At 71.5% G+C, this 23,663-nt stretch carries 16 protein-coding genes; 6 read left to right on the top strand and 10 right to left on the bottom strand.

The features are described from left to right. Window positions 1-6 precede the first annotated feature (6 nt). From ACGFJ7_RS22015 to ACGFJ7_RS21995, 5 genes are read right to left on the bottom strand one after another with little or no spacing between them, the layout of a single operon-like run. Window positions 7-1,365, bottom strand: coding sequence for an FAD-binding oxidoreductase (locus tag ACGFJ7_RS22015; protein ID WP_392643455.1), 1,359 nt, complete (start codon window positions 1,363-1,365; stop codon window positions 7-9). A gap of 11 nt (window positions 1,366-1,376) precedes the next feature. Continuing rightward, window positions 1,377-2,144 (bottom strand): oxidoreductase, encoded by a 768-nt coding sequence (locus ACGFJ7_RS22010; RefSeq protein WP_360256471.1) that lies wholly within the window; start codon window positions 2,142-2,144, stop codon window positions 1,377-1,379. After that, window positions 2,144-2,935, bottom strand: coding sequence for an alpha/beta fold hydrolase (locus ACGFJ7_RS22005; protein WP_360256469.1), 792 nt, complete (start codon window positions 2,933-2,935; stop codon window positions 2,144-2,146). Before ACGFJ7_RS22005 ends, ACGFJ7_RS22010 begins: the two co-directional genes overlap by 1 nt. A gap of 11 nt (window positions 2,936-2,946) precedes the next feature. Continuing rightward, window positions 2,947-5,625, bottom strand: coding sequence for a tetratricopeptide repeat protein (locus tag ACGFJ7_RS22000; RefSeq protein ID WP_392643453.1), 2,679 nt, complete (start codon window positions 5,623-5,625; stop codon window positions 2,947-2,949). 10 nt (window positions 5,626-5,635) lie between these two features. Next, window positions 5,636-8,338 (bottom strand): ATP-binding protein, encoded by a 2,703-nt coding sequence (locus ACGFJ7_RS21995; RefSeq protein ID WP_392643451.1) that lies wholly within the window; start codon window positions 8,336-8,338, stop codon window positions 5,636-5,638. A 74-nt stretch (window positions 8,339-8,412) separates the two neighbouring features. On the opposite strand from ACGFJ7_RS21995, the gene ACGFJ7_RS21990 reads away from it, so the two are divergent. After that, window positions 8,413-8,580, top strand: coding sequence for a hypothetical protein (locus ACGFJ7_RS21990; RefSeq protein ID WP_360256463.1), 168 nt, complete (start codon window positions 8,413-8,415; stop codon window positions 8,578-8,580). A gap of 142 nt (window positions 8,581-8,722) precedes the next feature. On the opposite strand, the gene ACGFJ7_RS21985 is transcribed toward ACGFJ7_RS21990, so the two are convergent. Beyond that, the gene (locus tag ACGFJ7_RS21985) at window positions 8,723-9,424 is read right to left on the bottom strand and encodes an HAD family phosphatase (RefSeq protein WP_360256461.1); all 702 of its coding nucleotides are present in this window, start codon (window positions 9,422-9,424) and stop codon (window positions 8,723-8,725) included. 8 nt (window positions 9,425-9,432) lie between these two features. After that, the gene (locus tag ACGFJ7_RS21980) at window positions 9,433-10,590 is read right to left on the bottom strand and encodes an ROK family protein (protein ID WP_360256459.1); all 1,158 of its coding nucleotides are present in this window, start codon (window positions 10,588-10,590) and stop codon (window positions 9,433-9,435) included. A gap of 103 nt (window positions 10,591-10,693) precedes the next feature. Here ACGFJ7_RS21980 and ACGFJ7_RS21975 point away from each other — a divergent pair, with 103 nt between their 5' ends. Both ACGFJ7_RS21975 and ACGFJ7_RS21970 read left to right on the top strand, forming a co-directional pair. Beyond that, a complete protein-coding gene (locus tag ACGFJ7_RS21975) occupies window positions 10,694-12,955 on the top strand; it encodes a glycoside hydrolase N-terminal domain-containing protein (protein ID WP_392643448.1) in 2,262 nt (753 codons plus the stop codon). Window positions 12,956-13,073: 118 nt separating this feature from the next. Further along, entirely contained in the window at window positions 13,074-13,682 is a 609-nt protein-coding gene (locus ACGFJ7_RS21970; protein WP_392643446.1) for a YdeI family protein, read from the top strand. A gap of 24 nt (window positions 13,683-13,706) precedes the next feature. Here ACGFJ7_RS21970 and ACGFJ7_RS21965 read toward each other — a convergent pair whose 3' ends face one another. From ACGFJ7_RS21965 to ACGFJ7_RS21955, 3 genes are read right to left on the bottom strand one after another with little or no spacing between them, the layout of a single operon-like run. Further along, entirely contained in the window at window positions 13,707-15,362 is a 1,656-nt protein-coding gene (locus tag ACGFJ7_RS21965) for an ABC transporter substrate-binding protein (RefSeq protein WP_392643444.1), read from the bottom strand. A gap of 21 nt (window positions 15,363-15,383) precedes the next feature. Further along, window positions 15,384-16,301, bottom strand: a complete 918-nt coding sequence (locus ACGFJ7_RS21960) for a carbohydrate ABC transporter permease (protein WP_360256450.1) — start codon at window positions 16,299-16,301, stop codon at window positions 15,384-15,386. Next, a complete protein-coding gene (locus ACGFJ7_RS21955) occupies window positions 16,298-17,287 on the bottom strand; it encodes an ABC transporter permease subunit (protein ID WP_360256447.1) in 990 nt (329 codons plus the stop codon). Before ACGFJ7_RS21955 ends, ACGFJ7_RS21960 begins: the two co-directional genes overlap by 4 nt. A 288-nt stretch (window positions 17,288-17,575) precedes the next feature. Between ACGFJ7_RS21955 and ACGFJ7_RS21950 the strand changes: the two genes are divergently transcribed. From ACGFJ7_RS21950 to ACGFJ7_RS21940, 3 genes are all read left to right on the top strand, one after another. Continuing rightward, window positions 17,576-20,035: a X2-like carbohydrate binding domain-containing protein gene (locus ACGFJ7_RS21950; protein WP_392643442.1), complete on the top strand. Its 2,460-nt coding sequence runs from the start codon at window positions 17,576-17,578 to the stop codon at window positions 20,033-20,035. Window positions 20,036-20,123: 88 nt separating this feature from the next. After that, a complete protein-coding gene (locus ACGFJ7_RS21945; protein WP_360256442.1) occupies window positions 20,124-22,826 on the top strand; it encodes a BTAD domain-containing putative transcriptional regulator in 2,703 nt (900 codons plus the stop codon). 110 nt (window positions 22,827-22,936) lie between these two features. Beyond that, window positions 22,937-23,650: an alpha/beta hydrolase gene (locus ACGFJ7_RS21940; protein WP_360256440.1), complete on the top strand. Its 714-nt coding sequence runs from the start codon at window positions 22,937-22,939 to the stop codon at window positions 23,648-23,650. Window positions 23,651-23,663: the final 13 nt, after the last annotated feature.

Raw genomic sequence — 23,663 nt, 5'->3', positions numbered from 1 at the left:
CCAGCCTCACAGAGACAGCGGCGGGATGTTGTGGTTGACGCGGAACAGATTGGCCGGGTCGTAGCGGCGCTTGATGCCTTGCAGGCGGGGATAGTCGGCCGGGGACCAGGCCAGGGCGGCGGTCTCCGGGGTGGCGTCGGGCGCGAACATGAAGTTCAGGTAGCGGCGGCCGGTGGACCACGGGGCCAGGGCGTCGATCAGCTGCTGCTCGTGGGCGTGCAGCGCCTCGGCGTCCGGTGGGCCGCCCGCCGCGACCAGGAACACGTTGTACAGGGTGTCGTCGCGGTTGCCGACCGCGTTGGGGACGGCGGGTGGCCGGGCCAGCGCGCCGCCCAGGTGCCTGATCTCGGCCAGGATCAGGGGGCCGGTCCGGCGCAGGATCTCGTCCACGGCTTCGGCCGGGAGGGCGCGGAGCAGGGCGCCGTGTTCATAGAGGGGCAACGGGTCGACCGGGTCATTGTGGACAGACGCGATTGCGGTGTACGGGAGTTCGGCCACCGCGTCGATGACCGGCTCGCCCAGGGCGCGGAAGGGCGCGATGAGCCGTTCGCCCTCGGCCGGATCGCCCAGGTAGGTGATCCGCAGGTGGGCCACCGGGCGGTCACGCAGCGGCTCGGGGACGAACGGCAGCGGCGGCAGATGCAGCAGGCCGACCGAGGCCGACATCTCCTCGGGCAGGTCGGCCGTCCACCGGCGGAACAGGTGCAGCACCTCGCCGGCGAGCTCGCCGGGGAAGAAGATGCCGCCGCCGTAGAAGGTGCGGATCGGGAACAGCCCGAACTCGAGGGCCGTCACGACCCCGAAGTTGCCCTTGCCGCCGCGTACCGCCCAGAACAGGTCCGGCTCGCTGTCGGCGGTCACCCGGCGCAGCTCACCGTCGGCGGTGACGATCTCCAGCGCGGTCACATGGTCGGCCGCGTAGCCGTGTTTGCGGCCGAAGGGCCCGAGGCCACCCCCGATGGTGTACGAAACCACGGTCACCGTCGGGGAGGAGCCGTTCAGGGCGGCCAGGCCGAGCTTGCCGGCCTGCTCGATGAGGTCGGCCCAGACGACGCCGGCCTCGACCCGGGCCGTGCGGGCCGGCTCGTCGATGGTCAGGCCGGTCAGGCGGCGGGTGGTGACGAGCACCGAGTCGGCCGACGGGACCGAGCTGCCGTGCCCGGCGCCCAGGACCGCGACCGGCAGGTTGAGGGCGGCCGCGTAGCGGACCGCCGCCTGGACGTCGGCCGCGTTCATGGCCCCGACCACGACGGCCGGCGTGTGCACGACCGTCAGGTTGTAGGTGTGCAGCTCGTTCGCGTAGCCGTCGTCGGAGGGGGTGAGGACCGGTCCGGTCACGCCGGCGCGCAGATCAGCGATGGTCACGCAGGGGTCCTTCACAGAGAGGCGGTCAGGCCGCCGTCGATGAGAATGTCGGCGCCGGTGACGTTCCCGGCCCGGCCACCGGCCAGCAGCAGCACCAGGTCGGCGACCTCCTCGGGCTGGGTGAAACGGCCGGTCGCGGTGCCGCTGACCGCGGCCTTCGCGACGTCCGACGGGGCCATGTCGCCGGCGCCGCCGACGGTCTCGGCCACGCCGCCGGCGCCGAGCCACAGGTCGGTCGCCACCGGGCCGGGGCTGATCGTGTTGACCCGGACGCCCTGGGGGCCGACCTCCTTGGACAGCGCCTTGGAGAAGTTGGCCAGGGCCGCCTTGGCCGCGCTGTAGTCGATGACCAGCGGGTCGGGCAGTGAGGCGTTGACCGAGCCGACGGTGACGATCGTGCCGTGGCGGTCGAGCAGGTAGGGCAGGGCCGCGCGGGTCACCCGTACGGCGGACAGGAAGTTGATCGTCAGGGCTTCCAGCCACTCGTCGTCGGTCACCGAGAGGAAGCCGCCGGTGCGGGGACGCACCCCGCCCACGTTGTTGACGAGGATGTCGAGGTGGCCGCCGAGCGCGGCCACGGCCGACTCGACCAGCGCCGCCGGACCGTCCGGGGTGCTCAGATCGGCGGTGATCGGGTGCACGCCGGGAGAAGGGGTGCTGTGGCGCGCTCCGGCCACGACGGTCGCGCCCTCGGCGGCCAGGGCCCGGACGATCGCCAGCCCGATGCCCTTGCTGGCCCCGGTGACCAGGGCGGTCTTGCCCTTCAGCGCCAGGTCCATCAGAGGCCCTGCTTCTTCAGCCAGGTGAGCGCGGTCTCGGCGACCTCGCCCCAGCCGGAGTCGATGGTCAGCGAGTGCGCCTTGTCCGGGAAGTCGATGATGTCGGTGACCGCGTGCGAGTGCCGGTACTGCTTGAGGGTGGCGCGGACGACGTTCTCGGGAACGGTGTGGTCCTTGCCGCCGGCCATCAGCAGCAGCGGGCCACGCGACTCGTTGGCGGTGTCCACCTTCGCCGGCGAGTGCGGGTTGAAGTTGGCCGTGGCCGCCTCGAAGAGCGGCTTGCCCGGCGCGGGGATCGACCACTGGTCGTACAGCCGCCGGGATTCCTCTTCGGTGATGGCGTTGCCGAACGCGTACCGGAACTGCTCGGCGGTCAGCGCGACGGCCTTGCCGCTGTTGGCCGGGTTGCCGAGCACGGGGAAGCTGGACCGCAGCGCGGACAGCGGCACCGGCAGCACGCCCTTGATCTGGGCGGCGTCGATGGCGACGGCGGCGGCTCCGAGGTCGAGGCCGAGCAGCTTCTGGGCGATCATGCCGCCGAACGAGTGCCCGATCAGAATCGGCTTCTCGGGCAGTGTGCCGATGACCTCGCTGTAGTGGGCGACGACGTCGTCGATGCCGTGCCCGGCCAGCGCGTCCGGGTTGGCGCGGGTCTCCTCGACGGTCGGCGCGTCGCCCGGCCAGCCGGGGGCGATCGGCTGGTAGCCGCGCTCGGTGAACAGGTCGATCCAGGGCTGCCACGAGGAGGAATGCAGCCACAGGCCATGGATGAAGACGACGGGAAGAGTCATGCCCCGAGACGTTAGGGAGCGTCAGTGGGCAAAGTGTGGGCATCGATCTTCTTGCGTACGCCCGACGCCTCCGGCCGCCCCAGGTCGTCGAGGACGGCCACGGCCGACCGCCAGGCGGCGACCGCTTTGTCGGGCCGGCCCGCCCCGGCGTGGGCGTCGCCCAGGTTGCTCAGCACCTCGGCCTGGGAACGCCGGTCGCCGATCCGCACGCACAGCTCGGCCGAGGCGGTGAAGCACTCGACCGCCTGCTCGTGCCGGCCGAGACCGGTGTGCGCGAGGCCCAGAGTGTCCAGGGTAGCCGCTTCGCCGTGCCGGTCGCCCAGCTCGCGGAAGACCACCAGGGCCTGCTCGCACCGCTGCCGGGCCTGTTCCGGGCGGCCCAGTCTGGCCTGCAGGAAGGCGTTCTCGTTGAGGCACTTGGCCAGGCCGGCGCGATGACCCGCGGCGAGGTACAGGCTCTCGGCCCGGAGGTAGTGATCGAGGACCCGGTCGTACTGCCCGGGTTTGACGTACGTGTAGCCGATGCCCCGCTCGACGTGGGCCTGCCGGACCTTCTCGCCGAGCTCGGTGTAGCGCTCGATGGCGTACGTGAAATGCGCCCGCGCCTCGTCGGCCCGGTCGGCCCGGGCCAGCGCGTGGCCCAGGTCGCGGTAGCTGTCGGCGAGCAGCAGCGGGTCGTCCAGCTGCTTGGCCGCGGCCAGCGCGGTCCGGCGGGTGGTGACCTGATCGTGGCGCAGGTCCTGGCGGCGCTGGAACGTGTCGAGCGTCCAGGCCAGCCGCCAAGCGGCGAGGCCGGTCGAGCGGTCCACGAGCGCGCGCAGCACCCGGTACTCGGCGGTGAGCCAGCCGAGCGCCTGGTCCTCCCCGGTCAGCTTCTCGGGGCGGCTGCCCGGCGCGGGCTCGGCGAGCGGAAGCGGGTCGAGGCCGGGGGCCAGCAGCATCGCGGCCCGGTGGGCGGTGTGCAGATAGTGGTCGAGCAGCCGGGACTGTGCGGCCTCGTCCGTGCCGGCCAGGTCGGCGGCGTAGGCGTGCAGCAGGTCGTGGGCGCCGTACCGTCCGGGCGAGGTCTCGCTGAAGAGCCCGGCGCGGACCAGGTCGGCGAGCAGGGTGCGTGCCTCGGCCGGGCCCAGGCCGACCAGACTCGCCGCGGCCGCGACCGTGATGTCGGCCCCGGGGTGCAGCCCGAACAACCGGAACAGCCGGGCCGGCCCGTCGGCCAGGATCCGGTACGACCAGGAGAACACCGTCCGCACGTCGCTGTCCGGGTCACCGGTGGTGAGCTGGTCCAGGCGGTCCGCCACGTCGAGTTCGCCGGCCAGCTCGGCCATGGTCAGGCCGGGCTGGGTGGCCGCCCGGGCGGCCACGATGGCGAGGGCCAGCGGCAGGCCGCCGCACCGCCCGATGATCTTGTCGACCGCGGCCGGCTCGGCGGCGATCCGCTCGGCGCCGAGCCGTGCGGCCAGCAGCTCGCGGGCCCGGCCGGTGGAGAAGGTGCCGAGGGCGATCGGGCGGGCCCCGTCCGAGACGACCAGGCCGGCCAGCCGGTCGCGGCTGGTCACCAGCACCACGTGGCCGGGCGTGCCCGGCAGCAGCGGGCGCACCTGCGCGGTGTCGCGGGCGTTGTCGAACAACAGCAGCATCCGCCGGCCGGCCAGCCGGCTGCGGTAGAGGGCGGCCCGTGAGTCCAGGTCGGCCGGGATCTGGTGCGCCGGAACGCCGAGGGAGCCGAGGAGGCGGATCAGCGCGTCGGCCGGATCCATCGCGGCTCCCGGCCCGAAGCCGCGCAGGTTGAGGTAGAGCTGACCGTCGGGGCACCGATCGGCGACCCGGTGGGCCAGCTGAACGGCGAAGGCGGTCTTGCCGACGCCGGCCATGCCGCTGATCGCGCCGACCCGCTCCCGGTCGGGCAGCGTGAGAGCGGCGGCCAGCTCCGGCCCCCGGCCGCTGAAGCCCGGCAGGGCATGCGGGAGCTGGGCCGTCACCGGCCTCTTCGAGAGTTTCCGCGCGGCCGCGACCAGTTCGGGGCCGGGCTCCACGCCCAGATCGGCGGCGAGCCGGGCCCGGGCCTCGTCGTATCGGCGCCGAGCATCGGCCGGCCGGCCGGCCCCGGCCAGCATGAGCAGGAGGCGGGCCTGCAACGACTCGTTCAGCGGGGCCCGGTCGGCCGCCAGCTCGACCGCGCCCACCAACCGGGCGGACGCGCCGGTCACCAAAGCCGCCTCGGCCGCGGCGGCCTCGTACTCCCGGTCCAGCGCGGTGAACAGGGCCTGGCCGCGCACCTCGGCCGGGAGGGTGGCGGCCGCGGGTCCCTGCCACAGCTCCAGGGCCTCGGCGAACGCCTTCTCGCCGATCAGCGCCCGGAAGCGCAGCAGGTCGACCTCGTCCGGACCGGCCGCCAACCGGTAGCCGCCGCCGGCCCGGACCAGCCAGCGGCCCACGCCCCGCACGGCCAGCTCCGGCTCGAGGGCCCGGCGCAGCAGGCCGACGCTGCGGTGCACCGCGTTGACAGCGGTCGCGGGCGGGTCGTCCCACCACAGGGTGTCGACGATCTCGGCCAGGCTGACCGGCTGCCCGGCCCGGGCCAGCAGCACGGCCAGCACCGAGCGCTGCTGTGGGGCGCCGAGGTCGATCTCGGCGCCGTCCCGCCAGGCCCGCACCGGGCCGAGAACCGTGAACCACATCCGCCCCATGAGCGCGACGCTAGGACCCGTCGGCGCCGCTCGCGAGCGTCACATGACGGTTGCGCACGATGGCACCCAACTGCGCCCGGGAGGTGATCGCCAATTTCGGGAAGATCCGGTGCAAATGCGAGCTGACCGTACGGTGTGACAGGTACAGCCGTTCGCCGATCTCCCGGTTCGTCATGCCGTCCGCGGCCATCTGGGCGATCTGCAGCTCCTGGGCGGTCAGCCGTTCGTGCGCCTCCACGGTGCGGCGCCGGCTCGTCTCGCCGGAGGCGCGCAGCTCCTGCCGGGCCTGCTCGCCCCACGGGGTGACGCCGAGGCTGTCGAAGGTGTCGCGGGCGGCCCGCAGCAGACCGCGGGAGTCGGCGATCCGCCGCTGGCGGCGCAGCCATCGACCGTACGCCAGTTGGACCCTCGCCCGGGCGAACGGTCCTTCCTCGAGAGCCGCCCGGAACAGTTCCTCGGCCCGGTCGTCGCCGGCGAGAACGGCCCGGGCGTGCCGGAGGCCGCCGTGCAGCGCGGCCGACGGGGTCTGCCGCCCGAGCTCCTCGATCTCGGTGACGATCCTTTTCGCCTCGTCCCCATGTCCACTGTGCACCGCGGCGTCGGCCAGATCGGCCAGGGAAAAGCAGCGCAGCGCCGGATGGAAGGCGGGATCGGCCGGGTCGTGCATGTGCTGGAGATGCTCGTACGCCTCGGCGTAGCGTCCCGCGCCGAGCGCGGCCAGCCCCCGGGCGAGCCGGGCCGTGGCCAGCACCGGGCGGACCCCGCCGGACAGGGCGCCCTGCTCGGCCACGGTGGCGAAGCCGCGCGCGGCCTCCTCGTCGCCGCGCAGCGCGGCCAGCACCGCCGCCGTCGACTGGCCGATCCCGACGAACAACGGCTGGGACGTCTCGACGGCCAGCCGGGCGCATTCCTCGGCGGCCGGAATGCCGGCGTCCAGATCGGCCAGGTGGGCCGCGCTCCACGCCTGCGCGCCCAGAGCCCGGGCCAGCAGGCCGAGCCGGCCCTGCTTTCGCAGCGCCGGCAGGGCGGCCGCCGAGCAGGCCTGGGCCAGGTCGAAGGCGCCGACCAGGATGGCCGCCGAACCGACGAGCCGCATCGCGTCGGGGTCGTCCCCCGCGCGTTCGGCGCTCCGCCGGAGACTGGCGATGACCTTGGCGCCCCGCTCGATGGGCGCGGCGAACGCGAGGATGGCCAGCAGATCCGGGTTGTCCCCGGCCACACCGAGCGCCTCGGCGGCGTCGACGATGCGGGGCCGGGCCGCGGGGTCGGCCCCGGTCCAGAACGACCGCAGCGCGGCGCCGTTGAGCAGCCGCAGGGCGACGTCGATGTGCCCGCCGGCCGCCACCCGCTCGGCCGCGGCCGCGATCGCCTCCGGCCGGCGGTGTTCCTCGCGCAGGCCGCCGCCGAAACTCGCCTCGATCCAGAGCAGCTGACCCCGTTGCCGCGCCGACAGCTCGGCCGTCTGGGCCGCGTGCACCAGGCGCGTCACGACGTCGCGGCGGCCGAGCTCCACAGCGGCTTCGGCCGCGCGCAGCAGCCGTTCGGCCCGGCGGGCCGGGTCGGCGGTGAGCTGCGCGGCCCGCTCCAAGGCCGACAGCGCCGCCGTCGCCGCGCCGCGCCGGCGGGACAGCGCGGCGGTCTCCTCCAGGCCGGCGGCCACACTCTCGTCCGGCTCGGTCAGCGCCGCCGCCCGGTGCCAGACGGCCCGTCCGGGCTCGCCGGCCAGCACCCGGGCCAGGGCGGCGTGCGCGGCGTGCCGCTCGGCCAGGCTCGCCCGCTGATGGATGGCCGAGCGCATCAGCGGATGCCGGAACCGGATCCGGGTCTCGTCCGGCTCCAGCAGCGACGCCTCCACCGCGGGACCGAGATCGGCCGCTGTCGCCGAGGCCGCGCCGAGCACCTCGGTCAGCGCGTCGCCGTCGTTGACCGCGGCCACCAGCAGCAGGGTCCGGGTGGCGGCGGGCAGCTGGGCGACCCGGGCCGCGAACGCCTCCTCCAGACGGTCACTGAGCGGCCGCAACGCCTCAGCCGCGGGCGCGGCGGCCAACTCCACCAGGGCGAGCGGATTGCCGGCGGCCTCCTCGAGCACCTGGCGGCGGATCCCCGGCGGCAGCGCGCCGGCCCGGGCGTCGAGCAGGGCGGCGGCGGCCTCGTCGCCGAGCCGTTCGAGGCGCAGCACCGGCAGGCCGGCGCCGAAGGCGGACGGGAAGCCGTCGCGCACCGCGGCCAGCATCAGCACCGGGTCGGCGTCGAGCCGCCGGGCCACGAAGCTCAGCACCTCGGCGCTGGCCGCGTCGAGCCAGTGCGCGTCCTCCACGACCAGCAGCGCCTTCCCGTCGGTGTCGCCCAGCACGTTCAGCGCGGCCAGGGCGACGAGGAACAGGTCCGGAGTGGCCGCCGCGGCCATGCCGAACGCGGCCATCAGGGCGTCGCGCTGCGGGGGCGGAAGGGACTCGGCGCGGTCCAGGACGGGCCGCAGCAGGTTGTACAGACCGGCGAAGGGCAGCCGCGACTCGGCCTCGACACCGGTCGTGGACAGCACGAGCAGCCCCTCGGCGGCGGCGACCCGGCGGGCCTCGGCCAGCATCGCCGACTTGCCGATCCCGGCCTCGCCACGGATCACCAGCGCCCCACCCCGGTCACGGCCGCCGCGGACCAGGCCGTCCAGCAGCCGAAGCTCGGCGTCCCGCCCGTACAGGGACTGCTCCTCCATGCCTTCACTCCCCCGCTTTCGCTGATCGTGAGCTTAGGCGGTGGCGAGTCGAGGACGGAGAGGACGACCGGCCGATGACGGTCCTACGCTCGGCGCAGACGACCGGATCGCCCCCGGCGTCCACCGGGCCACCGGCGGGCCGGAAGGTCGACTGGTCGCCGGCCGGAGTGGACCGGGTGTGGGTGGTCCGGGGCGGCACCGAGTTGTGCAGCTTCGAGGTCGTCCGGCCCCGGGATTCCTAACCCACGACGTACGAGAAAGGCTCCGGAATCGAGTTGCGAATGGTGAGGTACCGCGGCCGGCTGGGCTACGGCGGCGTCGGCGGCACCCCGTCCGACACTCAGACGAAGATCAGCAAATACGTCAACGGCGAGAGCATCGACGCTACGGCGCGGGGGCGGGCGCCACATCGCCTGCGCCGGATGAGGCGGTCAGCAGGCCGGGCAGCTCCGACATGTGCGTGAAGACCAGGCTGGCGCCGGCCTCGCGCAGCACCGACGGTGACGCGTGGGTGGGGCTCACCGGCGCGAATCCGAACACCGTCGCCCCGGCCGCCACGCCGGCCGTGATGCCGGCCACCGAGTCCTCGATGACGACCGCGGCGGCCGGGTCGACGCCCAGCGCCTCGGCGGCCGCCAGGTAGACGTCGGGCGCCGGCTTGCTGCGGGGCACCTCCATGCCGCTGAAGACCCGGTCGCCGAAGTAGCCGTCCAGGCCGGCCAGCTTCAGCTGCATCTCCACCTTGCCGCGGTCGGCGCCGCTCACGCAGGCGAACCGCTCGCCCATCAACGACGCCACGGCCCGTACCGTCTCCTGTACGCCGTCGATCGGGACGAGGCTCGACCGCAGCGCCTCGTCGCGGCGGCCGCGGAAGCTGGCCAGCCAGGCGTCGTCGATGCGGAACCCGGTCTGCTTCTGGATGATCGCCCACTCGTCGCGCAGCGCCTTGCCGACGAACAGGTCGATGCAGTCGCGCTCGGAGATCTCCCAGCCGAGGTCGATCAGCATCGTCCGGAGGACGCCGTTGGTGATGGGCTCGGAGTCGACGAGAACGCCGTCGCAGTCGAAGAAAACAGCTGAGATCACGGGGTATTTTATCCGGCGGCCACGAGAGCCTTGATGCTCACGGTGGCCGCCCCCCGCGCCCACTCCTCGAACGGCAGCGGCCGGATCGAGAGTGGACAGTCGGCGGCGGCGCCGAAGGCCCGGCGCTGGAAGCCGGCCCGGATGTGGGGCTCGAACAGGTCGTACGCGGCCAGGCCCTCACCGGAGACCACTATCCGGGCCGGGCCGACCAGGTTGGCCACCGCGGCGATGCCGGCCCCGATGGCGTCCCCGGCCCGGGCGAAGACCTCGCAGACGGCCACGTCGCCGCGGCGGGCCAGCTCCACCGCGTCCTCGAACGTCAGGTCGGGCCGCCCCGACGCCGAGCGGGCCTGCCGCACGATGGCGTCGGCGCCGGCGATCGCCTCGACGCAGCCGCGGCTGCCGCAGTGGCAGGCCGGGCCGTCGACGTCGATGCCGATGTGGCCGATCTCGCCGGCCACGCCGTGCGCGCCGGAGACGAGCCGGCCGCCGACGACCAGGCCGCAGCCGATGCCGGCGCCGACGGTGACGAGCGCGAACGACTCGGCCCCCACGCCTTCGCCGAACCAGTGCTCGGCGATGGTGAGCGCCTTGACGTCGTTCTCGACCGTGACGGCGAGGCCGGTGATCTTCTCGGCGCGTTCCCGCAGCGCGACGTCGTGCCAGCGCAGGAACGGCGAGTAGCGGACCAGGCCGGTGACCGGGTCGACGTCGCCGGAGACGGCCAGCCCGAGCCGGCGGGTCCGCGGCCGATAGCCGCCGGGGCCGTCGAGCAGGTCGTCGACGAGCTCACCGAGCTGGGTGAGCACCTGGTCGACGTCGGCCCCGGCCAGCCGGCGGTGCGCCGACACCCGTACCTCGGCGCGCAGGTCGCAGACCACGCCGATGAGTTCGTCGGCGGTGATCTTCACGCCGACGAAGAACTCGCTGCCGGCCCGGATGGCCAGCGGGCTGGCCGGGCGGCCGGCGCCCGGCCCGGTGCGCTCGGTGGCGGCCATTTCCTCGAGATAGCCCAGATCGATCAGCGGGCGGGCCGCTTTGGTGACGGCGCCGGAGGACAGGTCGAGGCGGCGGGCGAGGGCGACGCGGGTGATCGGCCCTTCGGTCAGGACAGCGGTGAAGACGGCTGTCACTGCGGGCGCTACGGCGTCAGCCTCGGGAAACATGGCCGAAATCTAAGCTCAATAATTTCCTTCGTCAAGTATTGATTTAGTCCTCAATACGGACCTACGCTCGCCGCGCCGCATCGATGCCCTTCAGGAGACTCCCATGCCTTCCACTGATCTCTACTACGATCGGCCGGCCGAGCGCTGGTTCGAGGCCCTGCCGATCGGCAACGGACGGCTAGGCGGCATGGTGTACGGGGGCATAAGCACCGAAATCATCCGCCTCTCCGAGTCGACCGCGTGGTCCGGGGCGCCGTCGGACACCGATGTGAGCCCGACCGCCCTCTCGCAGCTTCCGGTCATCCGCGGCCTGCTGTTCGAGGGCCGGTACGCCGAGGCCCAGCAGCTCGCGGCCGAACATCTGCCCGGACGACCCACTTGTTTCGGTACGAACGTGCCTCTCCCCCGCCTGCGCCTGGATTTCGACGGTGTCTCGGCCGAGCGCTACCGCCGCGGTCTCGACCTCGACACCGGCCTCGTCCGCGTCGACTGCGACGACCACGTACGGGAAATCCTCGCCTCCCACCCGCACGGCGTCATCGCCATGCGGATCACGGCCGGCCGGCCCCTCGGCTTCACGGCCACCCTCGACGACACCATCCTGCCCGGCGCCACCACCGCCACCGACGACGGCCTCGCCTTCAGCGGCCGCGCCGTCGAGACACTGCACAGCAACGGCGAGGACGGCGCCGTCGTCGAGATCCGCTGCCGCTTCGTGCTCGAGGGCGGAACCCTGCGGCGCGACGGCGACACGGTCGCTGTCGCCGGCGCCGACGCGGTCGTCGTGCTGATCGCCGTCGGCACCGACTGGGCCGGCGAAGACGCCGCCGGCCGGGCCGAGAAGCTGCTCGCCGCCGCGCCGGACTACGAGACCCTGCGCGCCGCCCACATCGAGGACCACCAGAGCCTGATGCGGCGGGTCCGGCTCGATCTGGGCGAGCCGGTCGCGCTTCCCACTGACGTACGCCGGGAGCGCCTGGCCCAGGGGCACCGGGACGACGACCTGATCGCGCTCTACTACCAGTACGGCAGGTACCTGACCGTGGCCGGCTCGCGCGCCGACTCGCCGCTGCCGCTGGCCCTGCAGGGCGTCTGGAACGACGGTTTCGCCAGCGGCATGGGCTGGAGCAACGACTTCCACCTCGACATCAACACCCAGCAGAACTACTGGGCGGCCGAGTCGGGCCACCTCGCCGAATGCCAGACCCCGCTGTTCGGCTTCCTCCAGCGCCTCGCCGAGACGGGAAAGGGTACGGCCCGGCAGATGTACGGGGCGGGCGGCTGGGTCGCCCACACGGTCACCAACGCCTGGGGCTACTCGGCGCCCGGCGCCGGCATCGGCTGGGGCCTGAACGTCACCGGCGGGGCCTGGCTGGCCCTGCAGCTGTGGGAGCACTACGAGTACGGGCTCGACGAGGACTACCTCCGCGAGCAGGCGTATCCGGTCCTGCGCGGCGCCGCCGAGTTCCTGCTCGACTACCTGGTGCCCGAGCCCACTAACGGCTGGCTGGTGGCCGGCCCGGCCGAGTCGCCGGAGAACGCGTACCTGGCCCCGGACGGCGCCCGGTGCTCGGTGGCGATGGGCAGCACCGCCGACCGCGCCTTCGCCGAGGCGATCCTGCGCATCTGCACGCAAGCCGCCGACATCCTCGGCGTCGACCCCGCACTTCGCGCCCGCGCCGAGGCGGCCCGCGCCCGGCTGTCCCCGTTCCGGATCGGCCGCCACGGCCAGCTCCAGGAGTGGCTGCACGACTTCGACGAGGCCGACCCCGCCCACCGGCACACCGCACACCTGGTCGCAGTCTTCCCGGAACGGCAGATCACTCCCCGCCGTACCCCCGAATTGGCCCGCGCGGCCGCGGTCACCATCGAGCGGCGGCAGGCCGCGCCCGGTTGGGAGCAGACCGAGTGGGTGGAGGCCAACTTCGCCGCCTTCCAGGCCCGCTTGCTGGACGGCGACAAGGCGCTGCACCACATCACCCGCCTGATCGCCGACGCCAGCGAGACCAACCTGCTCAGCTACTCCCAGGGCGGCATAGCCGGCGCCGAACAGAACATCTACTCCTTCGACGGCAACTCCGGTGGCGCCGGCGCCATAGCCGAGATGCTCCTGCAGTCCGACGGCGCCGAGATCGAGCTGCTGCCCGCCCTCCCCTCAACCTGGCGCGACGGCTCGGTACAGGGCCTACGAGCCCGGGGCGGGTTCACCGTGGACCTGACGTGGCGCGACGGCCGCCTGCACGAGGCCCGCGTCCGCGCCGATCACAAGGCCACCGCCCGCCTCCGCTACCGCGACACGGTCACCGGCCTCACCTGGGAGCCGGCACAGGAGCACATCGTCGACCGGACGCACTTCCGGGCCTGACGACCCGCGTCATCGATGAGGCCGGCGGGGTATCGCCGGCCTCATCGAGGCGCTTCGTCACGAAACCGTGGCAGCGCGCGGGCCGGAAAATGTCAGAGGGCGCCGCTAGCCTGCTGGCATGGCCAAGACGGAGCCCGTTGTGCTGGAAGAAATGATTTTCGCCGACGCCGGGGAGTTGCGGGCGTGGCTGGCTGAGCACCATGACACGTCGCCCGGTATCTGGCTGGCGCTGACGAAGAAGGGTGGCGCCGTCACCACGCTCACGTGGCAGGACGCGGTTGACGAGGCGCTCTGTTTCGGGTGGATCGACGGGCAGGCCCGCAAGCACGACGAGACGATGTCGTGGATCCGGTTCACGCCCCGGCGAGCTCGCAGCTCCTGGTCTCGGCGCAACGTCGGGCACGTGGCCCGGCTGGAGGCGGCGGGGCGGATGCACCCGGCGGGCCGGGCCGCGGTCGAGGCGGCCAAGGCGGACGGGCGGTGGGAAGCCGCGTACGCGCCGCCGTCGGAGGCCGTGGTGCCGGATGACCTGCTGGCCGCTGTCGCCGCCGAGCCGGCCGCTCAGGCCATGTTCGAGGTGCTGACCAGCGCCAACCGGTTCGCTCTCATCCACCGGCTGAACGCGGTGAAGCGGGCCGAGACCCGGGAGCGGAAGATCGTCGAGTTCGTGGCCATGCTGGCCCGGCACGAGACGATCTACCCGCAGAAAGCCCGGCCGACTGCCTGAGCAGCCGGCCGGGCTCGCGCGTGACTACTTGTTCGTCGACTTGTACCGGTCGTACGCCTTCTGGTTGAGCTCCAGGTAGCGCTTCATGCCGATCCCGTCCAGGCCCTTGACGAAGGCGTCCCAGTCGGTGTCGATGTTCTTCGAGCCGGTCACGAAGGCCAGCTCACCCTGGCTGACGTAGCTGTCCAGGTTGGTCTTCAGGGTGGCCAGCTCGGAGACGTCGCTCGGGTCGACCCAGATCTGCGCCTCGGGGAAGACCTTCGCCTTGTCGACGTGCGGCTCGTACAGCTTGGACGCCTCGAACAGCCGGCGCTCCAGCCCCTGCTCGGAGTAGATGTCCTTCGGCACGGCCTGCTCGTTGCGCAGCTTGGTCGTGACGTTGTACTGCGACATGGACGACCAGGCGACGTTCTTCGGGACGTCGGCCGAGTCCTTGGCCTTCCAGGTCGGCTTCACGCTCTCGTCCAGCGCGATGTCGCCGGCGGCGGGCTTGACCCAGGCGACGTTCTCGGGGCCGGCGTTGACGGTGAGCTGGCCCTCGTCGGTGTAGATGTAGTCGAGCATCTTGAGGGCCGCGATCCGGGCCTCTTTGCTGGACTTGTTGGTCAGCATGAAGGTGTAGCCGGTCGAGGTCGGGTTGTTGTACGCGGTGTAGCTCTTGCCGGCCGGACCGGTCAGCGGCGGCGCGGCGTCGTACTGCTTGTCGCGGCCGTCCTTCTGGCCCAGCTGGACGAAGATGCCGGGGTAGAGCACCGGCGAGGAGCCGATCCGTACGGCCTTGGGGTCGTTGCCCGTGGCCTGCAGCGCCTCGGCGTTCTGGGTGAACGAGGCCCGGTCGATCAGGCCTTCGGAGTACAGCGAGTTGATGTACTTGAGGCCTTCACGCCACTCGGGCTTGTCGACCGGCGTCTGCACCGTGTCGCCGTTGAGCTCGAGCAGGGACGGGACACCGTTGCTGGCGCCGAACGGGGCGTACGCGAAGGCGCCCATCAGGTAGCCGATCAGCGTGCTGTCCTGCGTGTCGGTGGTCATCGGGATCTCGTCGGCCTTGCCGTTGCCGTTCGGGTCCTTGGTCTTGAAGGCCCGCAGGACCGCCCGCAGCTCCTCGGTGGTCTTCGGCATCGGAAGGTTGACCTTCTTCAGCCACTCCGAGTTGATCCAGAGCTTGTTCCAGTACGTGCAGTGGAAGCAGTCGGACCACTGCGGCAGCGCGTAGATGTGGCCGTCCGGCGTGGTCGACATCGCCTTGAGAGTCGCGTTGCCGTCGAGCGCCTTCTGGACGTTCGGCGCGTACTCCTTGATCAGGTCTTCCAGCGGTACCGCGACACCCTGCTGGCCGAGCTTCTGCACCTCGGGCTTGGTGAAGGCGTCGACGTACGGGGTCAGCATGAACAGGTCCGGGTAGTCACCGCTGGAGATGGCGATCTGCCGCTTCTCCTTGGCCGGCCCGCCGTCCATGGTGGTGGTCGTCCACTGGAACTTGATCTTGAACTTGTCGCTGACCATCGTGGTGGTGGCGTTGGTGTCGAGCTTGGTGTCGGCGTCGGCCGCGGCCATCGCCGTGATGATCACCTTGTCGCCGTCCATCTTCGCCTGCGGGGCGTCGTCCTTCTTGCTGGACGAGCACCCGGCCGCCACCAGCGTCGCGGCGACCCCGACGGCTATGAATGATCTCCTCATGATTCCTTCCATTTCTGTGAATCAGCCCTTGACGGCGCCGACGAGCACGCCCTTGGTGAAGAAGCGGGCAACGAAGGGGTAGATGATCAGGACGGGCAGGCTCGAGATGACGATGAGCGCGTACCGCAGAACGTTTGCCAACTGCATTTGATGCATCGACTGGGCCAGATCGACGGAGCCGGCCCGGCCCGGGGTGTTGAGGATGAGAATGTTGCGCAGCACGATCTGCAGCGGGAACAGATCGGGGTCTTTGAGGTACACCAGGGCGTCGAAATAGGTGTTCCACTGATAGATCGTGTACATCAGGGCGAGCACGGCCAGCAGCGGCTTCGACAGCGGCAGCACCACCGACCACAGGGTCCGCAGGCCGCCCGCCCCGTCGAGCTGCGACGCCTCGTAGAGCTCGTCCGGGATCGTGTTGGCGAAGAAGGTGCGCGCGATGATCACCTGCCACACGCCGATCGCGTTGGGGATCAGCAGGGCCCAGCGGGTGTCCAGCATGCCGAGGTCGTGCACGACCATGTAGGTCGGGATCAGGCCGCCGGAGAACAGCATGGTGAAGATGAGCAGCGTCATGATGACGTTGCGCCCGTAGAAGTTCTTCCGGGACAGCGGGTACGCGATGGCCACGGTCAGCGTGACGCTGATGATGGTGCCGGCGACCGCGTAGATCAGCGAGTTGTAATAGCCCTGCAGAACTTCGGAGTTGTTGAGGGCCGAGCGGTACGCCTCGAGGGAGAACTCGACCGGCCAGAGGCTCACCCGGCCCGCGTTCACCGCCTCCGGGCTGCTGAACGAGCTGGCCACGATGTAGATCAGCGGCAGCAGCACCAGCGCCAGCAGCACGACGAGCATCAGCGTGACGACGATCAGGAAGATCCGGTCGCTGAACGGCTCCCGGACCTTGGCCGGCTTTTTCGAAAGGGTCGTCGCGCTCATCGCCACAGTCCGTTTCCGGTGACCCGCTTGGCGACGAAGTTGACCACCAGGAGCAGGCAGAGATTGACCACTGAATTGAAGAGACCGACGGCCGTGGCCATGCTGAAGTCGGCGTTGATCAGGCCGGTCTTGTAGACGTACGTGGGAATGATTTCCGATTGGGCGAGATTGAGGCTGTTCTGCAGCAGATAGGCCTTCTCGAACCCGATCGCCATCATGTTGCCGACGCCGAGAATGAGCATGATGACGGCGGTCGGCATGATTCCCGGCAGGTCGATGTGCCGGATGCGCTGGAGCCGGCTGGCCCCGTCGACCTTGGCCGACTCGTGCAGCGCGGGGTCGATGCCGGCCAGCGCGGCCATGTAGATGACCGCCGAATATCCGGCCGTCTGCCACACGTCGGACCACACGTAGACGTGCCGGAAGAAGTCCGGATCGCCGAGGAAGTCGATCGGGCCCACCCCGACGTTGCCGATCCCGTCGTTGACGATGCCGTTCGGCGCCAGCAGCAGGATCGTGATCGAGACGACCACGACCGTGGAGATGAAGTACGGCGCGTAGGTCACCATCTGCACGGTGCGCTTGAACCAGCCGTTGCGGATCTCGTTGAGCGCGATGGCCAGCAGGATCGGGATCGGGAAGCTCGCCAGCACCAGGTAGAACGCCAGGATGAAAGTGTTCTTGAGCAGGGTGCCGAAGACCGGGTTGGTGAACAGCCGCTGGAAGTTGTCCAGCCCGACCCACTCGCTGCCCCAGGGACCCAGCACGGGGCTGTAGTCCTTGAACGCGATCACGTTGAAGGCCATCGGGACGTACTTGAAGATCACGAAGTACGCGATCGGGATGAGCGCCAGCAGGTAGAGCTGCCAGTGCAGCCGCCACGACTTCTGGAACTCGGCCCGCCGGCTGCGCCGGCGCACGACCGGCGCGGAGGGCCGTTCGGCCGCTCCGGCCTGCGGAATCTTGTGCGGCGTGATGGTTGCCATCAGACCTCCTGTGGACGGCCTGAAGGCCCGGTCCGCACCGGAACGGCCCTCGTGGCCGAGGTCATCGGCTGATGGCCGATCTCGGGAAACATGGCCGAAACCTAAGCTCAATAATTTCCTTCGTCAAGTATTGATTTCCTTAAGTCGGCGGTCCTAAGCTCGTCGCACCTTGTGCCCGCCCTCTCACCAGCGCCGAGGCCCCCGACACCGACCCACCGACCGGTCGAGGGCCACTGTGGATGTTCGGCGCGGGCCGGGCTTCGTACCCCCGCTTCAGGAGGTAACACCGTGAGGTTCCGTTCCGCCGCCGTCCTCGGTTTGGCGATGCTCCTGCCCCTGGGCGCCGGCGCTTCCGCCGCGCAGGCCGACCCGGGCCCCAAGCCCAGCCCGAAGGCCACCGGCGCGACCCGGGTGCCGCCCTCGGCCGCACCCGCGACGAAAGCCGCCGGGCCGGGCGCCTCCACCCCCGACCCCTGGGCCGTCAAGCCCTACATGGGGTGGAGCAGCTTCAGCATGCAGGTCTACTCCGGCAACGGTAAGTGGATCACCGGCGACCAGCTCATCAAGCAGTCCGACGCCATGAAGGCCAAGCTGCAGAAGTACGGCTACAACTACATCAACGTCGACGCCGGCTGGAACGACGGTTTCGACGCCAACGGCCGGCCGAAGCCCAGCACCACCCTCTACCCGCAGGGCTTCCAGAAGGTCATCGACCACGTCCACAAGAACGGCCAGAAGTTCGGCCTGTACATGATCCCGGGCATCTCCCCGGACATCTACAAGGCGAGCCTGCCGATCGCCGGCGCGCCCGGCTGCACCACGCACGACATCGTCAAGCAGCCGATCCAGCAGGCCGACTACTGGAACCTGGGATACCGGATCGACTTCTCCAACCCGTGCTCGCAGAAGTACATCGACTCGATCGCCGACCTGTTCGGCTCGTGGGGCGTCAACTTCGTCAAGTTCGACAGCGTCACCCCCGGCTCCGGCATCAGCGACCTCTCGCTCGACGCCCGCGACGACGTCGCCGCCTGGTCGTCGGCGCTCAAGCGGAACAAGATCTGGTTCGAGCTGTCCTGGGCCCTCGACCCCAAGTACGCCGACTACTGGCGCTCCAAGGCCAACGGCTGGCGCATCGACTGGGACGTCGAGTGCTACTGCGCCGACGAGGCGCTCACTCAGTGGCAGAACATCGCCCGGCTCTTCCCCGACCTGGCCACCTGGTGGCGCAACGGCGGCAACGGCGGCTGGAACGACCTCGACTCGCTCAACATCGGCAACGGCACCATGGACGGCCTGACCCAGGACGAGCGCCGGACCGCGATGACCCTCTGGGCCATCTCGGCGGCTCCGATCTATCTCGGCAACGACCTGACCAAGCTTGATTCGTACGGTCTGAGCCTGCTCACCAACCCCGAGGTGATCGCGGTCGACCAGGCCGGCACCCCGGCCCGCCCCGTCTCGGCGACCGCCCAGCAGCCGATCTGGTACGCCCTGAACGCCGACGGCAGCTACACCGTGGCCCTGTTCAACCTGGGCCGCACCGACAAGGACATCACGGCGAACTGGTCGGACCTCGGCCTCACCGGCGCCGCCACCGTCCGTGACCTGTGGGCCCGCAAGGACCTGGGCCGCTTCGCCACCGGATACACCGCCACCACCGTGCCGATCCACGGCGTGCGCCTGCTCAAGGTCACCCCGCAGGCCGGGGCCAAGGTCGCCGTCAACAACGACGCCCTGCGCGTCGGCTACACCGGCGACTGGTCGCGCAACGGCGGCCAGGAGGTCGCGGCCACCTCGCAGCCGCTCGAGCTGACCGTCACCGACACCGGCGCCACCACCCCGCCGTCGACGTCGGGCCCGGTCCGCACGATCACCCACGACAACACCGACACCGGCATCGCGTACGCCGGCACCTGGTCGCAGAGCAGCGGCCGCGGCCTGGGCGACTACAACGACAACGTGCACTACACCGAGCGCAACGGCGACTCGTTCCAGTACACGTTCACCGGCACCGGCGTCTCGTACGTGACGGAGATGGACACCTCGCAGGGCGAGGTCGACATCTACCTCGACGGCGCCTTCGTCAAGACCGTCAACACGGGCCGTGAGCAGGGCCAGCCGCGCCTGTCCCAGCAGGCCGTCTTCTCGGTCAACGACCTGCCCAACGGCAGCCACACGCTGATGGCGGTCAAGAAGTCCGGCCAGTTCATGCTGCTCGACCGGATCGACGTGCTCCAGCCGAGCCTGCTCGACCCGCCGACCGCGTCCTTCGACAAGAAGGCCCCGGCCGACGTCACGGTCAAGCTGCTGCGCGACGGCAGCGAGTTCATCGGCGTCAAGGGCCTGACGAAGGGCACCGACTACACCGTGTCGGGTTCGACCGTGACGCTTCGTTCCGCCTACCTGGCCACCCTCGCGACCGGCAAGGCGCAGCTCGACTTCGCCTTCCGCGGCGACTACCTCGACGACGTCCACGCGACCAAGGTCAACGGCGATTCCGTGTCGTACGCCTTCAGCGGCACCGGCGTCGAATGGATCACCGCCGTCGGCCCCGACCAGGGCCTGGTCGACATCTACCTCGACGGCAAGCTCACCAAGCGGGTCGACACGAGCAGCGCCGCCCGCGCCACCCAGAAGACGGTCTTCGCCGTCACCGGCCTGAAGAACACCAAGCACACCTTCAAGGCCGTGAAGGTCTCCGGTGACGTCCTGCGCACGGACGTCATCCGCTACACGACCAAGTAACCCCCCGCTGAAAGGGCCGGGACGCAGCGCCGCGTCCCGGCCCTTTCGTATGGTTGCCTGGCGGCGGGGAAGCCCTCAGGCTGGGAACATGATCAAGATCAGCGTTTTCGGGGGCCTGCGGGTGTGGCGCGCGGGCACCGAGGCCGCGCTCGGAACGGTCCGCGCCCGGACCGTGCTCGCCGTCCTGCTGGCGGCGCGCGGGGCCACTGTCGGGGTGGCCGAGCTGATCGACACGCTCTGGGGCGACCGCCCGCCGGCCAGCGCCGAGAACCAGGTCCAGCGCCTGATCGGGCAGGTCCGCCGGTTGTTCGAGCCGGACCTGCCGAACCGGGAACCGGGCGCCTGGCTCCTCCCGGTCGGCGAGGGCTACCGACTGCGGCAGGACGCCCGGACGTCGGATCTGATGGCGTTCTTCGAACTGGCCGCACAGGAGCGGATCGAACAGGCGCTGACCCTCGCCCAGGGACAGCCGTTCGCCGGGTTGCCGGCGAGCGTGCGGGAACTGCCGGCGTTCACCGCCATCGAGACCGCCCGGATCGACGTGGCCGTCCGGGCCGCCGACCCTCGGCTTCTTCCCCTGGTGAGCGCGGTCGCGGCGTCGGCGCCGTTCCACGAGCCCCTGCAGGCCCGGCTGATCCGGTTGCTGACCGCGGCCGGGCGACGGGCCGAGGCGCTCACCCGCTACGAGCAGGTACGGCAGCGGCTGGCCGAGGAGCTGGGCGCCGGCCCCGGCGCCGAGCTTCAGGCGGCGCACCGGGAAGCGCTGACCGAGCCGGACGCGCCCGACGGGTCCCGGCCGGCCCAGCTCCCGCTGCGGGTGACCGCCTTCAGCCCTCGGGCCGACCTGACCGCCGCGCTGGAGGCGGGACGCCGCACCGGCCTGATCGTGCTCAGCGGCATGGGCGGCGCCGGCAAGACCGCCCTGGCCGTCGACTGGGCGCACCGGATCGCCGGCGACTACCCCGACGGCCAGCTCTACCTCGACCTGCGCGGCTTCGCACCGGGCGAGCGCCAGCTGCGCCCGGCCGAGGCGCTGGCCACGCTGCTGATCAGCCTGGAGACCGGACCGACCGGCCGCGACGATCCGGACGCGCTGAGCGCGCGGTTCCGGTCGGCGCTGGCCGGCCGGCGCATGATCGTGCTGCTCGACAACGCCCGCGACTCGGCCCAGGTCCGGCCGCTGCTGCCCGCCTCGCCGGGCAGCCTGGTCGTGATCACCAGCCGCAACCGCATGCCCAGCCTGGTCGCGCGCGAAGGAGCCTGGCCGGTGCACGTCGGGCGGCTCAACCGCGCGGCCGCCCGGGACGTCCTCGCCCGCCGGCTGGGCGCGGCCCGGCTGGCGGCGGAACCGGCCGCAGCCGACCGGCTGGTGGACCTCTGCGCCGGCCTGCCGCTGGCGCTGTCCATCGCGGCCGCCCGGATCGCGATCAGTCCCGAGGGGAGCCTGACCGACGTCGTGGCCGACCTGGGGCTCCCCGAGCACCGGCTCGACGTGCTCGACACCGGGGAGCACGACAGCGTACGGTCGGCCTTCTCCTGGTCCTACCGCGTCCTGTCCGAGCCCGCGGCCGGGCTGTTCCGGCTGCTCGCCGTCCACCCGGACACCGATGTCTCGGCCGGCGCCGCGGCCAGCATCGCGGGCGGCGAGGTGCGGGCCGCGCTGACCGAGCTGACCGTCACCACCATGCTGACCCCGCTCGGCGCCGGCCGGTACACGGCGCACGACCTGCTCAAGGCCTACGCCGCGGAACTGGCCGACGACGGCCGGCACGACGCGGAACGCCGGCTGGTGGAGCACTACGTGCACTCGTCGCGTAACGCCTACCTGACCTTCAAGCTGCTGCCCCCGGCCGACCCTGGGCCGCCTCCGCCCGGCGTCTTCCCGTCCCGGCCGCCGGACGTGGGGGCGGCGCAGCGCTGGTACCGGGCCGAACGCGCCACCATCGCGGCCGTCACCGATCTCGCCCTGCGAAGAGGCTGGGCGCGGGACGCGGCATTGATCATGGTGTACGTCCGGCCGATGCGGTCGTCCCAGCCCGCCTCGTCGGCCGAGATCCGCCGGCAGGCGACGCGAGCGGTGGAGGCGGTGGCCGGCCTGGGCGATCCAGAGCTCGAGACACTGATTCTGCGGGAGGCGGCGGTGCAGCACAGACCGCACTCGCCCGGCCTCGCCCGCGACTACCTGCTGCGGGCACTGGCCATCGCGGAGGGCCGGGACGACCTGATCGGCCAGGCGCAGGTCCTGCGCAACCTCGCCGCGGCTCCCATCACCGTCGGCAGCGGGCAGGTGACGTACGCCGAACGCGCGGTCGAGGTCGCTCGCCGGGCCGGTGAGCCGAGCGTGCTGGTGTACGCGCTGGAGACGCTGGCGCGCCTGCTGGACGAGGACGATCAGCCGGCCGCCGCGGCCCTCGCCGCGGCCGAGGCCTTCGACCTGGCCGGCGCGGCCGGTCTGCCGGACATGCATTGCTACCTGGCCTCGTCCCGAGCCTGGATCGCGCTGAAACTCGGGAACGACGAGGAGGCGGCGCGGATGGCGCAGTGGGCGCTGGAGCACAAGGATCCCGACGATGAGCTCACCACCTGGTCGTCGGCCCTGTCCCTGGCCGTGGCGCGGCACCGCCTCGGCGAGAGCGACCGGGCCCGCGCGGCGGCCGAGCTGGTGCGCTCGCTCGTCCGGGGGCGGGAGACCGTCTTCGCCGACGCTGTCGGCCCGGTCGAATACGCCCGGGAAATGGCCCAGATCGACGACATTCTGGCTGGCCAGGGCACTGCATCCGACGTGCAGTGATCGTGCAGTGGTTCCTGGTGTGCTCGCCTGGACACACAGAGAGGAACCGAGATGGACCACTGGCTACGCCGTCACTCCCTGCAGGACTTCCTCGAGGAGGGCCGCAGCCGATGAACCCCACCGTCGTACTCGTCCACGGCGCTTTCGCCGACGGGTCGAGCTTCGCCAAGCTCGTGCCCGAACTGCTCGACGCCGGCTTGAAGGTGCTCGTCCCGGCGGTGCCGAACCGGTCGCTGTCCGGCGACGCGGCCTACCTCAGCTCGGTGCTGCGCTCGATCGACGGGCCCGTGGTGCTGGTCGGTCACTCGTACGGCGGCGCCGTCATCACCGTCGCCGGCGCCGAGGAGAACGTCGAAGCCCTGGTCTACCTGGCCGGCTACGCCCTGGAGGAGGGCGAGAGCCTGGCCCAGCTGCAGGGCCGGTTCCCCGACTCGGAACTGGCCTCGGCGCTGGTCTACACCTCGTACCCGATCGAGGGGTCGACCGAGACCGGCACCGACGTCAGCGTCGACATCGCGAAGTTCCCGAAGATCTTCGCCCACGACATCGACCCCACGCTGGCCCAGGTCCTGGCGGTGTCGCAGCGCCCACTGGCCGCGGCCGCCTTCACCGAGCCGGCCGCCGTCGCCGCCTGGCGCACCACGCCCGCCTGGGGCGTGATCTCCTCGAGCGACAACACCATCAACCCGGACGTCGAGCGCTTCGGCTACCGGCGAGGCGGCATCCGCCCGGTGGAGATCGACTCCTCGCACGTCGTGATGATCTCGCACCCGCGCGAGGTGGCCGGCGTGATCCGCGAGGCGATCGCCGCGATCAGCCGCTGACACCGGGGCTCAT

This window comes from Actinoplanes sp. NPDC048988, assembly GCF_043197815.1.
Classification (GTDB): Bacteria; Actinomycetota; Actinomycetes; order Mycobacteriales; family Micromonosporaceae; genus Actinoplanes.
Note: the sequence above shows the minus strand (reverse complement) of the source record. Positions and strands in the feature narration are given on the sequence as shown.